The 14,907-nt window shown below is 53.8% G+C and carries 12 protein-coding genes; 9 read left to right on the top strand and 3 right to left on the bottom strand.

The window, feature by feature from the left end:
• The first annotated feature begins 14 nt into the window (after positions 1 to 14).
• Entirely contained in the window at positions 15 to 857 is an 843-nt protein-coding gene (gene panC / locus WBJ47_RS11100; RefSeq protein WP_422243290.1) for a pantoate--beta-alanine ligase, read from the top strand.
• Between the two features lie 130 nt (positions 858 to 987).
• A complete protein-coding gene (locus WBJ47_RS11095) occupies positions 988 to 1,218 on the top strand; it encodes a response regulator transcription factor (protein WP_422243289.1) in 231 nt (76 codons plus the stop codon).
• A gap of 17 nt (positions 1,219 to 1,235) precedes the next feature.
• On the opposite strand, the gene WBJ47_RS11090 is transcribed toward WBJ47_RS11095, so the two are convergent.
• Positions 1,236 to 1,976, bottom strand: coding sequence for a hypothetical protein (locus tag WBJ47_RS11090; RefSeq protein WP_422243288.1), 741 nt, complete (start codon positions 1,974 to 1,976; stop codon positions 1,236 to 1,238).
• 70 nt (positions 1,977 to 2,046) lie between these two features.
• Between WBJ47_RS11090 and WBJ47_RS11085 the strand changes: the two genes are divergently transcribed.
• Genes WBJ47_RS11085 through WBJ47_RS11055 form a run of 7 tightly spaced genes read left to right on the top strand, consistent with a single transcriptional unit; the run spans position 2,047 to position 13,119 of the window.
• Positions 2,047 to 2,775: a prepilin peptidase gene (locus WBJ47_RS11085; protein WP_422243287.1), complete on the top strand. Its 729-nt coding sequence runs from the start codon at positions 2,047 to 2,049 to the stop codon at positions 2,773 to 2,775.
• A 10-nt stretch (positions 2,776 to 2,785) separates the two neighbouring features.
• Positions 2,786 to 3,385, top strand: a complete 600-nt coding sequence (coaE, locus tag WBJ47_RS11080; RefSeq protein WP_422243286.1) for a dephospho-CoA kinase — start codon at positions 2,786 to 2,788, stop codon at positions 3,383 to 3,385.
• 59 nt (positions 3,386 to 3,444) lie between these two features.
• Complete coding sequence (zapD, locus tag WBJ47_RS11075) at positions 3,445 to 4,197, top strand: cell division protein ZapD (protein WP_422243285.1); 753 nt, start codon at positions 3,445 to 3,447, stop codon at positions 4,195 to 4,197.
• Between the two features lie 17 nt (positions 4,198 to 4,214).
• Positions 4,215 to 5,441 (top strand): MdtA/MuxA family multidrug efflux RND transporter periplasmic adaptor subunit, encoded by a 1,227-nt coding sequence (locus WBJ47_RS11070; RefSeq protein WP_424585363.1) that lies wholly within the window; start codon positions 4,215 to 4,217, stop codon positions 5,439 to 5,441.
• Positions 5,442 to 5,453: 12 nt separating this feature from the next.
• On the top strand, positions 5,454 to 8,546 hold the full coding sequence (locus tag WBJ47_RS11065) for a multidrug efflux RND transporter permease subunit (protein WP_422242645.1): 3,093 nt from the start codon (positions 5,454 to 5,456) through the stop codon (positions 8,544 to 8,546).
• A complete protein-coding gene (locus tag WBJ47_RS11060; RefSeq protein ID WP_422242646.1) occupies positions 8,543 to 11,623 on the top strand; it encodes a multidrug efflux RND transporter permease subunit in 3,081 nt (1,026 codons plus the stop codon). The genes WBJ47_RS11065 and WBJ47_RS11060 overlap by 4 nt, the downstream gene beginning before the upstream one ends.
• Positions 11,620 to 13,119 carry an efflux transporter outer membrane subunit gene (locus WBJ47_RS11055; RefSeq protein WP_422242647.1) on the top strand — a complete coding sequence of 500 codons (1,500 nt, stop codon included), beginning with the start codon at positions 11,620 to 11,622 and terminating at the stop codon, positions 13,117 to 13,119. Before WBJ47_RS11060 ends, WBJ47_RS11055 begins: the two co-directional genes overlap by 4 nt.
• Here the strand turns inward: WBJ47_RS11055 and WBJ47_RS11050 are convergent.
• On the bottom strand, positions 13,072 to 14,037 hold the full coding sequence (locus WBJ47_RS11050) for a Nudix family hydrolase (RefSeq protein ID WP_422242648.1): 966 nt from the start codon (positions 14,035 to 14,037) through the stop codon (positions 13,072 to 13,074). The genes WBJ47_RS11055 and WBJ47_RS11050 overlap by 48 nt on opposite strands.
• On the bottom strand, positions 14,030 to 14,884 hold the full coding sequence (locus WBJ47_RS11045) for an ATP-binding protein (RefSeq protein ID WP_422242680.1): 855 nt from the start codon (positions 14,882 to 14,884) through the stop codon (positions 14,030 to 14,032). The genes WBJ47_RS11050 and WBJ47_RS11045 overlap by 8 nt, the downstream gene beginning before the upstream one ends.
• Between the last annotated feature and the right edge of the window lie 23 nt (positions 14,885 to 14,907).

Raw genomic sequence — 14,907 nt, 5'->3', positions numbered from 1 at the left:
ATGCGGAGAATGTATTGAAGGTTGTACACACCATTGAAGAGTTGCGCGATCAGTTGCGTGGTCAGCTACGCGTCTCTTTTGTACCGACGATGGGTAATCTGCACGAAGGCCATCTCGCGCTCATGAAGCTGGCGAGACAGCACGGAGATCCGGTTGTGGCCAGTATCTTTGTCAATAGGCTCCAGTTTGGACCCAGCGAGGATTTCGAACGTTATCCCCGAACGTTACAGGATGACATCGCCAAGCTCGAGCGTGATCGTAACGTCTATGTTTTATTTGCTCCTGACGAGCGAGAGTTGTATCCAGAACCTCAGAGTTACCGTGTGCAGCCACCTCAAGAGCTCGGTGACATCCTCGAAGGAGAGTGTCGCCCGGGATTTTTTGGTGGAGTGAGTACGGTGGTGCTCAAGCTTTTTTCTTGTGTACAGCCGCGCGTGGCCGTATTCGGAAAAAAAGATTACCAACAGTTGATGGTGATTCGCAATATGTGCCGACAGTTTCAGTTGCCTGTTGAGATTCTGGCGCACGAAACTGTTCGTGCAGACGACGGCTTGGCCTTGTCGTCACGTAATGCTTACCTGCAGCCAGCAGAACGCAAAGAAGCACCGCAGTTATATGCGTTATTACAGTCGATGCAGAGCAAGTTGCAATCCGGCCAACACGATGTGGCGCAACTTGCGAGCGAGATGACTGCGCTGTTGAACGGGCGAGGTTGGGAGGTAGATTATGTTGCCATCAGACGTCGCAAGGATCTTCATCAGCCGACTCCCGAACAAGTTGCTGCGGGTGAGCCGCTCGTCGCGCTTGCCGCCGCCAAGCTAGGTGCTACTCGACTGATTGACAACCTAGAACTTTGATCTTGGATACCTCGGTGTTGGTATCTACTGCACTGTCAATACGTACCTAGGGTTAATCCGCCTGTCAGATTTGACAGCTTTCCTATGCGTTCTCGGTCTGCCAGACTTCTCTCCGTGATGATACGGAGGCATGATGAAAGACTTTGACGAAGCACGCGGCGCTGGCTGGCGTGCATTGACTGCCCGTGAACGCGATGTGATTCACCCAGTCGCTGAAGGCAAATCAAACAAATATATCGCAATCGAGCTGGGCATTTCTATGCGCACAGTTGAAGCACACCGTGCACGCATTTTTTACAAAATGGGTGTCCGAAATGCTGTGCAACTGGCGCGTGAGGTTTGCACCAATCCTGAGACTTAGCGGAGAGGTGCAAATGCTTACGGACAAGTAGGCGCAGTGGTCTTGTCGAGCTCGTTAATGGGATCTAGATCTGGCTGACGGGTCAAGGTATATGTGAGGTTGACAGAGTCACCGTTGATCGAAACCAGACGCAGCACATTGGTTGAACTCAGCGCTAATTCCGCGCGCACGTTACCCGACGGATTCAACAAAATAATACGCGGAACAGCTTGAGGGATGACACGCCAGCAACCTTGGTCTGCCAGCGGTTTACCACTTGTGGCGGCCTGCTCTAAATATGAGGCGCGTGCGCGCCAGCGTCCATTTGGCGCAAGAGTGATAGTGATGCGCTGAGCTGAACATTTCATTTCAGGATGAAAGCATGGCAGCGTGCCGGCAAAGGTCAAGGGTTCTGGAAATAACGAAGCCTGAAGTGAGTCGGCTGCTGCGGCCGCCGCCGCTGCAGTATTTTGCGCGGAACCAGCTGCAGTCTGAGTCGCAGGCTTGGCGGTTCCGGGTGTGGGTGCTGCGTCAGCGCCTCTGTTGTTGAGACCGATCTGAATCTGGCTAGGCGCACGCATGGTTTGTGTGCCGTAAGGACCTTCTGCGTTTTCAATCGCGTCAGTCGTGGAGCTTGCTGGGGCCGGGTTGTAGTAGCCAGGCTGCTGCATTTGCTGTTGCATTTGGGCGCAACCTACCAGCAATACTGGCAGGCCAATGGCGAGAGCGCGACAGATAGTGGCGCGAAGTGAAGATTGCCCTGCGATTTGTCCTGACATGGTTGCATCCCAATTAAAAACGAATGGAGCGGAAAATGAATGATCGCATTTTACGCACTTGGCATCGGTCATGCTTGTTACTTATCAAGGAAATATTAACGTGAGCGATCTTGGAATGGCAATGTTGGTTGGGATCGCGGTGGGGTTGACCTCAGCTGTGCCGCTCATTTGGTTGTCCTGGAAGATTCCTCAGCAAATCTTTGCTCAAGAGTGTGTGACGGTTTGCCTGGCAAGGTCTGACCCTGCGATTCGTGCATTCTCTTGGCAAGATGCTTTGTTTGTGGTGCTTTTATGTGCCAGTGCTGTTGGAGTGGCAGCAACCAAAGGCGTCGATTTGGAGGGTTTAGTGACTTTTTACTATTGCGCGGTCTTGTTGTTGCTTGCCAGAATTGATGCGCGCACATACTTACTGCCCGATATATTGACACTTTCATTGCTTTGGGCGGGGTTGCTTTGGCATGCTGCTGACCGGGGAGGTCTGTCCCTTGTCCAGTCAGTGTGGGGGGCAGCAGCGGGCTATATTATTTTATGGGGCCCATATGTAGTGTTAAGGGGGGTGTGGGGCAAAGAAGTGATGGGGCATGGGGACTTTAAACTCTCGGCAGCAATAGGTGCCTGGCTGGGTTGCCTAGCCTTACCCTTTGTGTGGTTAATCGCCTCTGGCTCAAGCGTATTGATCGCCTTGATCGCTCATCGTTTGGGTGGTCGCCGCCTGCGCGATCCCATGCCTTTTGGGCCCGGTTTGGCGCTTGGAGGTATTCTGATGCTGTTTTTTGGCTGGCTTTGGTCGAATATTTAGGGGAAAAGGGATGTTCAAGCTCGGTCTGACTGGCGGGATTGGCTCGGGAAAAACGCATGTCGCCAACCTGTTGGCTAGCTGGGGGGCGACCGTCGTTGATACGGATCTAATCGCCCATCAACTCACGGCTCCCGGAGGCGCTGCGATTCAGGCTATTCGCGACTGTTTTGGCCAAGGCTTGATTGATGCGCATGGCGCCCTGGATCGGGGTCAGATGCGAGAGTTGGTATTTGCGAACCCGCAGAGGCGTGCCGAGCTAGAGGGGATTTTGCATCCTCTTATTGGAGAGGAGGTTGTCCGTCAGGCTCAGGGCGCAACAGGGATTTATGCGGTATTTGTGGTGCCATTGTTAGTGGAGTCTGGACGCTGGCGTGACCGGATTGATCGTTTGTGCGTGGTGGATTGCGAGCCTGAAACGCAGATCGCACGCGTCCAGGCACGGAGCGGGATCCCAGTCGAAACGATCAGGCGAATTATGGCGGCTCAGGCAACACGGAATGAGAGATTAGCGGCTGCAGACGATATAGTTTCCAATATGGAAAGTACGTCGTTGGCTGATCTTGAAAAACAAGTATTGGTCTTGCATAAAGCGTGGTGTAACCTAGCGTAGTGTGGTGAAAAGCGCTGAATGCAGTGCAAACACCAAGTCGGCTTGGATGATGAGAACCAGTGATTCTTTTTGAATACCCATTTAATGAGCGAGTCCGTGCGCTGATGCGCCTGGAGTCTTTGCTCGATCGAATGATGTTCTTTGCCAAACCCGGTGATGCGAGACATCATCAGGTCGCCCTTGCTGCATTGTTTGATCTGTTGGACGCAACTGAGCGTACGGACATGAAGGGCAGCGTGCTACAAGATTTGGAGCGCCAGCGCGGCGTCCTTCAGTCTTTACGCGAGCATCCTGGCGTGGATCCCAAGACCTTGGCTTCGATGCTCGTTGAAATTGAACGTGTGATCGTCAATTTAAACGCCGCAGGTAAAACCGGCCAGGAACTTCGCGCAAATGAATGGCTGAGTAGCCTCAGAGGGCGCTTGGCTGTACCCGGAGGTGGTACCCAGGTTGATATGCCGTCTTTTCACGCTTGGCAATATCGCACTGAAGCACAGCGCTGCGCAGACTTACAAAAATGGATGTCATCGCTCATGCCCTTACAGGCAGGTATCAGCATGGTGATGCGCCTTTTGCGCGAGACCGGACAAGCCACGGATGCAGTGGCTCCGCAGGGCGCGTATCAACAAATGCTGGCAGGTAAAACCTATCAGCTTTTGCGCGTGTGGGTAGATGAGTCTGCGGACGTATTTCCTGAAATCAGCGCCAACAAATATATGGTCTGGATTCGCTATTCTTCACAGGATGGCGAGCAACGACCACAGGCAGTCAATCACGACGTAGCCTTCAAAATGACCCTTTGTGCCCTGTAGGGCCAGCTGGAACACATATGTCTGAGAGCAAGTTGGCAAGGTCGGCGTTCCGCTCGCCCTTGATGTGGTTTGTTATTGTCTTGGCATTGGCTGGTCTCGGCTGGTGGTTGTTTGGTGGAACCCAAAAGGCCGCGCCGAAGGGGCCTCCTGCAGGCATGACACCAGGTACCCCAGTTAAAGTCGAAGCTGCTCGCAAGCAAGATCTGGATATTTATTTGCGTGGACTGGGTACCGTCACAGCGCTGAATACCGTGACGGTCCGGAGTCGCGTGCAGGGTGAGTTGCTAGAGGTTAAATTTAAAGAGGGCGAACAGGTTAAAGAGGGTAGTCTGCTGGCGCTGATTGATCCTCGCCCCTATGAGGTTGCCCTCAATCAGGCGATCGGGACGCAACAGCAAAATGAAGCACAGTATGAAAATGCAAAGCGTGACTTGCAGCGCTATCAAACACTTCGGAAACAGGATTCCATCGCCCCTCAGTTGCTCGATACACAAGCGGCGTTGGTCAGAAAGTTTGAAGGACAAATCAAAAGCGATCAGGCGACGGTCGACAATGCACGCTTGCAGCTGAGCTACACGAGGATTACTGCGCCCATTTCTGGAAAGCTGGGTCTGAGGCGTGTGGATGCGGGCAACCTGATTAACGCAAATGATCCACTTGGCCTCGTGGTCATCACAGAGACTCAGCCGATATCTGTGATCTTTACCCTACCGGAAAACGATTTGCCTACGGTGCGTCAGCCCATGCTGGCTGGAGAAAAGCTCGAAGTGGATGCGTATGATCGGGCGGATATCAAACGGCTCGCACGCGGAATGCTGATCTCAATTGATAATCAAATTGACATCACTACGGGTACGGTGAAGTTAAAGGCTGAGTTTAAAAATGAAGACGATGCTTTGTTTCCCAACCAATTTGTGAACGTCCGGATGAAAGTCCGAACGCTGAAGGACGCTTTGACGATTCCAGCAGGCGCCATTCAGCAAGGAAACCGCGGAGCGTTTGTGTACGTTGTATCGCCAGAAGGTACCGCCACGGTTCGCGTCGTAAAAGTGGGCGATCGTACGGCGGAGTCATTGGTGATTCTCGAAGGCATCCAAGCAGGAGAGCGCGTGGTATTGGAAGGCACAGATCGTTTGCGCGAAGGCGCTAAGGTACGTGTCATCGAGCCTGGGGTGCCCGCTGCAGGCAGTGCCCCACGCAATGGCGCACGTCCCCCCGGCGCACCGGGCGCAGCAAGGCCTTAGGTCATCGCGTCAATGAACATCTCACGCCCCTTTATTCTGCGACCTGTTGCGACAACCCTCGCGATGATCGCCATGCTGCTTTGCGGCTTGATCGCTTATCGGTGGCTACCTGTTTCGTCGTTGCCAGAGGTAGATTACCCAACGATTCAGACCACGACGTTTTATCCGGGGGCGAGCCCTGAAGTCATGGCGGCATTGGTGACGTCGCCGCTAGAGCGTCAATTTGGTCAAATGCCGGGCCTGCGGCAGATGACATCGAGTAGCACCTCGGGTGCCTCATCGATTACTTTACAGTTCGCTTTGACTTTGCCTCTCGATGTTGCCGAACAGCAAGTGCAGGCAGCCATTAATGCCGCCTCTAATTTATTGCCCAGAGATTTACCTGCGCCACCGATATACAACAAGGTCAATCCCGCCGACGCTGCGGTCATGACGCTTGCCATTACTTCGCCGACTGTGCCGTTGCCCCAGGTGCGTGATTTAGTCGATACCCGAATGGCACAAAAAATATCACAAGTCACTGGGGTTGGTTTGGTCACGATTGCTGGGGGGCAGCGACCTGCAATGCGTATTCAGGCTAATCCGCAAGCGCTTGCAGCGTATGGCTTGACGCTCGCGGACTTGCGAACAGCCGTCGTATCGGCCAACGTCAACCAACCCAAGGGCACACTCGATGGTCCTGTGCGCTCGACGACGATTGATGCAAATGATCAGCTCAGAAATCCATCGGACTATCGGGGTCTGATTGTGGCCTATCGCAATGAGGCGCCTTTGCGACTGGCTGACATCGCCAGCGTGGTGATGGATGCGGAGGACTCTCGTTTGGCTGCCTGGGCGAATCAACAGCCTGCGATCTTGCTGAACGTACAGCGACAGCCTGGTGCTAATGTGATCGAGGTGGTCGACCGCATACAAAAGATTTTGCCTCAGTTGCGGGCAGCATTACCAGGCAATCTTGACGTGACCGTGATGTCAGACCGTACGCAAACGATTCGAGCCTCCGTCAAGGATGTACAGATTGAAATGCTGATTGCGATTGGCTTGGTTGTGCTAGTGACCTTTGTTTTTTTGCGCACCTTGACGGCGACCTTGATCCCAAGTGTTGTGGTCCCACTCTCTCTGATTGGCACGTTTGGCATCATGTATCTGGTGGGGTTCAGTATCAACAACCTCACACTCATGGCGCTCACCATTGCTACGGGTTTTGTTGTGGATGATGCGATTGTGATGATTGAAAATATCGCACGCTATCTCGAACGTGGTGAAAAGCCCTTGCAGGCGGCACTAAAAGGTGCTTCGCAAATTGGTTTTACGCTTGTCTCACTCACGCTATCGCTGATCGCAGTGCTGATTCCCCTGCTGTTCATGACTGAGGTGGTTGGGCGTTTGTTTAGAGAGTTTGCGGTCACGTTAGCGGTTGCGATTTTTCTATCGCTCATCATTTCACTGACCTTGACCCCCATGATGTGCGCGCGACTATTACGCGCGGGTGACGAGCAAAAGTACGGGTGGGTGGCGCGTAAAACGCACCAATGGATTGAATCTTTGATTGGTCAGTATGCGAGAGGATTGAAGTTCGTGTTGCGTCACCAGACCATCACCTTATTGGTCGCTGTAGGGACTTTTGTTTTGACCGCATTACTGTATCTTGCCATTCCGAAAGGATTTTTTCCAGCTCAGGATACAGGGCTGATTCAGGTGGTGACGCAGGCTCCGCAAAATTTATCCTTCAATGCCATGTCTGCGCGTCAACAGGATGCGGTGGCGCTCATCTTGAAAGATCAGAGTGTCGCAAGTGTGGCGTCTTTTATCGGTATTGATGGCGTGAATGAAACGGTGAATACGGGCCGTATCCAGATTGCGTTGCATGCCCATCATCAGCGTCGCGATGGTGTGACACAAGTGATCCAGCGCTTACAAACTGACTTGAATGATGTGGCGGGTTTGCAGTTTTACTTTCAACCCGTTCAGGATCTCACTGTCGAAGATCGTGTGAGTCGGACGCAGTATCAGCTGACGCTTGAGAGCGCGGATGCGAGCTTGCTGGCGGAGTGGGTGCCCAAGCTGGTGGAGCAGTTACGCTTACAGCCTGAGCTTTCTGGGGTCGTGGATGATTTGCAAGAAGATGGCCTGAACACGTTTATTGATATCGACCGTGATGCGGCGGCACGCCTTGGTGTGTCTGCCGCCTCGATCGATGACGCGTTGTATGACGCTTTTGGTCAAAGGCAGATCTCAACCATTTTTACGCAATCTAATCAATATCGTGTGGTGATAGAAGTGCCTCCGCAGTTTCGTCAAGATCCTTCTGCCTTGAACTCGGTCTATGTCAAGAGCAATACGGGCAAGCCCATTCCTTTGAGCGCGGTTGTCAAGGTCACCGAGGGAAGAACGCCTCTAGTGATTAATCGTCTCGACCAGTTCCCTTCTGTCACGATCTCTTTTAACTTAACGCCTCGAACCTCTTTGTCGAGTGCCGTGGAAGCAGTGACACGCGCGACGCGTGAGATTACGTTACCAGCGGCGATCCAGACGCGCTTTCAGGGGGCAGCTCGCGCCTTTGAAGCTTCTCTTTCGAGTACCTTGCTATTGATTTTGGCCGCCATTATTACGATGTATATCGTGCTGGGCGTGTTGTATGAGAGTTTTATCCACCCGGTGACCATTCTGTCGACCTTGCCGTCGGCTGCGATTGGCGCCTTGCTCGCATTGTTACTGACAGGGCGGGATTTAGACATGATCGGTGTGATCGGGATCATCTTGCTCATCGGGATTGTCAAGAAAAACGCGATCATGATGATCGACTTTGCGCTGGACGCGGAGCGCAAGCTTGGTTTGTCTGCGCGTGAGGCCATCGAGCAGGCGGCTCTGTTGCGCTTCAGACCGATTTTGATGACGACCTTGGCCGCCTTGTTTGGTGCAATTCCATTGATGCTGTCGACGGGTACAGGTGCCGAGTTACGTCAGCCGCTCGGTCTGGTCATGGTGGGCGGATTGTTGGTCAGTCAAGTGCTGACCTTGTTCACGACCCCGGTCATTTATTTGTTTTTTGATCGTTTGCGTGCACACCCTAAGCGCACAGCGATCGACAGTGTGACGCCATGAATATTTCCGGCCCTTTCATCGTCCGTCCAGTCGCGACGACGCTGATCTGGCTGGGTGTGGTGTTGGCTGGCTGGCTGGCGCATGGCTTGTTGCCCATCGCGCCTCTTCCGCAAATTGAATTGCCGGTTATTTCGGTGCGCGCCAGTATGCCGGGCGCGAGTCCGGAAGTGATGGCGGCAACAGTGGCGACGCCTCTTGAACGTTCGCTGGGGACGATTGCCGGTGTGACGGAGATGACCTCGCGCAGCACAACTGGTCAGACACGCATTACTTTGCAGTTTGATTTGAGTCGTGATATTGACAGTGCCGCGACGGATGTGCAGGGCGCGATCAATGCTGCGCGGGCAATGATGCCCAGCGGTCTGCAAGGCAATCCTTCCTATCGCAAGGCGAACCCCTCAGCAGCGCCGATCATGACGCTCGCGCTCACTTCGGCGACATTGTCACAGGGCCAGCTCTATGACATCGCTTCTACGACAGTTCAGCAAAAGCTTTCTCAAGTGCAGGGTGTGGGCGAGGTTCAGATTGGAGGCAGCTCGTTGCCTGCGGTGCGAATTGAGCTCAATCCAGATGCCTTGACGCAATACGGTGTTTCACTCGATGCGGTGCGTGCTGCGATTGCGACCGCCAATTCCACTAAACCGAAAGGTTTGCTGGAAAATGATGCCAATCGTTGGCTGATTACTGCGAATGACCAGCTCTGGAAAGCCGAGGAATATCGACCTTTGATTGTGGCGTGGCGTAACGATGCACCTGTTCGTTTGTCGGATGTGGCAAAAGTCGAAGACTCTGTCGAAGACACCAACAATATTGGTTACTTTAATAACGAACAAGCAATTTTGGTATTGGTCCGAAGTGAAGCTAAAGCCAATATTATTCGAACAGTCGATGAAATACGCGCAGATTTGCCCACGTTGAGGGCGATGCTGCCTGCTGACGTTAACTTAAGCGTGGCGCAGGATCGCACGCCCAGTATTCGTGCCTCTGTGAAAGAGGCGGAGCACACCCTGATCATTGCGATTGGTTTAGTGATGCTGGTGGTGTTGCTATTTTTGCGCAATTGGCGCGCTGCACTGATTCCAACGGTTGCCGTTCCCGTTTCCTTGATCGGGACCTTTGGTGTGATGCACTTGCTCGGCTATTCGCTCAATACGATGTCGCTTATGGCATTGATTGTTGCGACGGGTTTTGTGGTGGACGATGCGATCGTGGTGATGGAAAACATCATGCGTCATCTTGAGCGGGGTGAATCGGTTAAGCGCGCGACCTTGCGAGGCACCCGCGAGGTCGGCTTTACCGTGCTGTCTATGAGCATTTCCCTCATCGCTGTGTTTATCCCGATTTTATTGATGGGTGGTTTGCCAGGGCGGCTGTTTCGTGAGTTTGCCGTCACCTTGTCTGCGGCGATTCTGATTTCAATGTTTGTGTCGCTCACATTGACCCCCATGATGGCGGCGCGTTTGCTCAAACGACATCCGCCTGCCTCAGAAGAAAAAGTCCGTCCGGGCTTGTTTGAGCGCATCATCGTGCGAAGCATGGATGCGACGGTCAATGCATATTCTCGCTCACTCAATTGGGCACTTGCGCACAGTCGCTTCATGATGTTGCTGTTAGTGGCGACAGTAGGGTTCAATTTTTATCTCTATGGTGTGGTGCCAAAAGGTTTTTTTCCACAACAAGATACGGGGATGATGATCGGATTTTTTTCGACGGATGACGGTACCTCGTTTGAGTCGATGAAGCCTAAACTCGATCAGTTTCGACAAGTACTGATGAAGGATCCTGCGATTAATACAGTCACCGCCTATGCGAGTGGGCGTGGGGGAAGTAACTCAAGTTTTCTGGCGGTGCAGCTCAAACCAGTGAGCGAGCGTAAGGTGCCGGTCCGACAAGTCATCGCGCGTTTACGTCCGCAGCTGGCCAGCATTCCCGGCGCAAGGTTGTTTTTGATTCCGCAGCAGGACATCAGGGTGGGGGGGAGACAATCAAGTTCTCAGTATCAATACACCTTGATGGCGAATGAATTGGCGGATTTAAAAGAATGGTTGCCAAAAGTTCAGCAAGCAATCGCCGCGCTCCCCGAGTTGGTGGACGTAGATACGGATGTGGAGGATCGCGGCAGGCAGGTATCGATTGCGATTGATCGCGATGCCGCGCAACGGCTTGGCGTGTCAATGGAAAGTATTTCTGCTGTGTTGAATAATTCCTTTAGCCAGCGACAAATCTCTGTGATGTACGGGGCTAGAAACCAGTATCGTGTCGTGATGGGAGTCGCACCTCGTCATGCTCAAGGAATGGAGTCTTTGAGCGATGTCTATGTGCTAAGTAAGGCGGGTCAGCGTGTTCCGCTTTCTGCATTTGCGAAATTTGAAACCACGAATGCGCCACTGAGTGTGCGCCATCAGGGCTTACTCGCGGCCGATACGATTTCCTTTGACTTGGCAGCGGGAGTGTCCCTGGGGCAAGCGAATGCCGCGATTGATCAGGCGGTGGCATCAATCAATTTGCCTAGCGACCGGATTCAAGCAGGTTTTCAAGGAACAGCTGCAGCACTGCAAAGTGCGTTGTCCAATCAGCCTTGGTTAATTTTGGCCGCATTGATTACGATGTATCTTGTGTTGGGGATGTTGTACGAAAGTACGATTCATCCCCTGACTATTTTGTCGACCCTGCCTTCGGCTGGTGTGGGCGCCTTGCTGGCCTTACTATTGCTCAAGACTGAGTTCAGTTTGATCGCGTTGATTGGTGTGTTTTTGCTGATTGGTATCGTCAAGAAAAATGCCATCATGATGGTGGATTTTGCGCTGGATGCACAACGCCGACTAGGAATGTCACCGCGAGATGCCATCCATCAGGCGTGTTTGACGCGATTCAGACCTATTTTGATGACGACTTGCGCCGCCATCTTTGGCGCGATGCCTCTTGTGTTTGCGACGGGGGCGGGCGTTGAGCTGCGTCAACCGCTGGGCATTACGATTCTTGGTGGATTGTTAGTCAGTCAGCTCTTGACGCTCTACACTACGCCTGTGGTGTATTTATATCTGGATCGTTTCCGTTTGTGGTGTGCAAAGCGATGATGCTTGATCAGTTAAAAAAAATGAGTGGTACAGAGAGGCGGCTACGTCCTCTCTCCGGTGCGCTTGTTTGTTGCTTCATGCTGGTCGGCTGTATGGTCGGTCCTGATTATGTGCGCCCAGTCATTGATGTTGGGACGCAATTTAAAGAAACACCAGGCTGGAAAGTGGCGCGCCCTGCCGCCAATGATCCCCGCGGCCCCTGGTGGACGATGTACGCTGATCCTGTGCTGAGTGCGCTGATCACAGAGCTCAATGTGTCAAACCAAAACGTGGCCCAAGCGGAGGCTCGATTCAGACAAGCGGTTGCTGTCACCCAAGGTGCTCGTGCTCCTCTATTGCCTACGGTTTCTGCGACGGCCAACACCACACGCAGTGGCGGTGGAGTGTCCGCCTCAAGCAGTGGTGCTGTGACGGGATATGGACTGAATGCTCAGGCGAGCTGGCAGCTGGATATTTGGGGAAGCATTCGTCGCAATATTGAGTCAACCGATGCGACCGAGCTGGCCTTGGCGGCGGATGTCTCAGGTGCCAGACTGACCGCTCAGACCGCATTGACGTTGGCGTACTTGCAGGTGCGTGTGCTGGATGAACAGAGGCGGTTGTTGACGGCAACAGTCAGCGCCTATGAGCGCGCGCTCAAACTCACGCAAAATCGTTACAACGCAGGCATTTCTGGTCAGGGTGATGTGGCGGTAGCGAGTACACAGCTTGCGAGTACTCGCGCGCAACTGATTGATCTGGAACAACAGCGTGCGGTGTTTGAAAATGCTGCCGCAGTCTTGATCGGACGGCCTCCTTCGACGTTTGCGATTGCACCTGCACAAGTGCCGCTGGTGCCTCCTGCCGTACCTGTTGGTCTGCCCTCTGAGCTCTTGGAGCGTCGACCAGACATTGCTGCGGCAGAACGACGTACCGCTTCGGCGAATGCGTTGATTGGTGTGGCGACAGCGGCCTGGTTTCCAAATTTAACCCTCAACGCAAGTGCCGGCTATCGCAGCAACGACTTTACCCAGTGGTTTAGTGCGCCCGGACAAATCTGGGCCCTAGGCCCGCAATTAGCCGCAGTGATTTTTGATGGTGGCGCGCGGCAGGCTCAGATCAATCAGGCGCGTGCCCAGTTCGATGTGCAAGCGGCCGCGTATCGCCAGACTGTCTTGACGGCTTTACAAGAGGTAGAAAACGCGATGGTTCAGATGCGCGTCTTCGAACAAGAAGAGGTCGTGCAAAAACAGGCAGTGTTGTCTGCACAACAGTCCTTGCGGTTTGCGCGCAATCAGTACGATCAGGGTTTGATTGATTATCTGAGTGTTGCGGTGCTTGAAACGACTGCGCTCAATAATGAGCGTACCTATATCACGCTGGTCGGCAATCGTTTTGCGGCCAGTGTGCGGCTCGTAGCGGCTTTGGGGGGCGGTTGGTCGGCGGAGGATCTTAAGAGTCTAGATGACTCAGGTAATCCAACCGCGAATCCCAGCAAAACCGTGCCCACCAACTGATTGTGCGTGCGCAAGCGTGGCGGCGGACTGACCGCCTAGCGCAAAAACTGGCAAGCCCGCTTGTGCATTGAGTTGTGCGAACATTTCCCAGCCGATGCCTGGGTGTCCTGGGTGTGAGGCGGTGGGCAGGACAGGTCCGAGCACGGCAAAATCCGCTTCTAGGGCACGTGCATGCTCGAGTTCGGCGAGATTGTGCGTAGAGACGCCTACCCGTTTGTCGCTGGCCAACGTTGGCCGGCTGGTGAGGCCTGCTGCGTCATGCGAACGCAGATGGACGCCGTCGGCTTCGTGCCACCAAGCCTCGGGGTGAATGCTGTTGACCAAGACTTTGGCACCAAACGCATGGCAGCGTGTGAGCACGGTCTTGAGAGCTTGATGCAGATTTGGCTGATGAGGACCACCCGGCCAGCCGGGCTCACGCCACTGAAATAATTTGATGCCTGCCTTCAGGCCTTCGTCGAGCTTGTTTAAAAACAGGGGGAGTTGCTCAGGTGTGCCGGCAGAGGAGAGTGCATAGACTGTCGGTAACTGTAACCAGCGAAGAGGAGGATAGGTTGCCGGAAGAAGCTGCGGGACATCTTGAGCTGCGTCGATGGGAACCCAGCGTAGCAACTGTCCCTCGAGGCCTTGCGGCTCTCCGTCCCAGCCCGTCACGCGGCAAAAGGCGAGGCGAACAGTGGTGGTGGGATACTTGTGTACGTAGGTCACCCAGGGCGTAGCCTGTGTGACCGTAATGCCGATTTCTTCTTGTAGTTCGCGCGTGAGTGCCTGCAGAACGGACTCGCCTGGCTCAAGCTTGCCACCGGGTAGCTCCCACCAGCCTGGCCAAGGTTTGTCTGCAGGCCGATTGCCTAATAACACTGTGCCATCGGGTCGCAGTAGCACGCCCACTGCGACGTCAATGATTTTGTCAGGCATTGCGGGCGGCCCAGTCGCGCGCAAAGTGCCAGGCAACACGACCTGAGCGCGAACCGCGTTCGAGCGCCCACTGCAAGGCTTCTGTGCGGGACTCCATGATGTTCGTTTCGGAGCAACCAAGCGTGCGCAGCCAGTGATAGACGATGTCCAGGTAATCATCTTGGCGGAAGGGGTAAAAGGACAGCCACAAGCCAAAACGCTCCGACAGAGAGATTTTCTCCTCAACGGTTTCGCCGGGGTGTACCTCACCATCTGAGCCGTGTTTGGCCTGAAGGTTTTCGCTCATGTATTCGGGCATCAGGTGACGACGGTTGGAGGTCGCGTAAATCAGCACGTTATTACCCGTTGAAGCAGCTGAACCGTCCAAGACAGACTTGAGTGCTTTGTAGCCCGATTCGCCTTCTTCAAAAGAAAGGTCGTCACAAAAAACGATAAATTTTTCTGGACGCTTGGCGACCATATCGACGATATCCGCGAGGTCACCCAGGTCGGACTTGTCGACTTCGATGAGTCGTAATCCACGATCACCGTAGGCGGCCAGCATTGCTTTGACGAGCGAACTCTTGCCGGTACCCCGTGCGCCGGTCATCAGCACGTTATTCGCGGGTTTGCCTTGAATAAAGTGGTGTGTATTGCGATCAATGATGTCTTTTTGACGCTCGATATGCTGAAGGTCTTCGGTATGGATCAGCGAAACGTTCGCAATCGCATCAAGCCAGCCATGCGAGGTACCACGCTTACGCCAGCGAAAAGCATGGGCGTCCCAGTTGGTGGCAGGTGGGGCCGGCGGAAGCCAGGCTTCGAGTTGAGCGAGAACGCGTGTGGCACGCGCCAAGAGTTCGACCATTTCTTGGCCACTGATAGGTGTAG

It is taken from the genome of Zwartia sp. (assembly GCF_049655405.1).
Classification (GTDB): Bacteria; Pseudomonadota; Gammaproteobacteria; order Burkholderiales; family Burkholderiaceae_B; genus Zwartia.
Note: the sequence above shows the minus strand (reverse complement) of the source record. Positions and strands in the feature narration are given on the sequence as shown.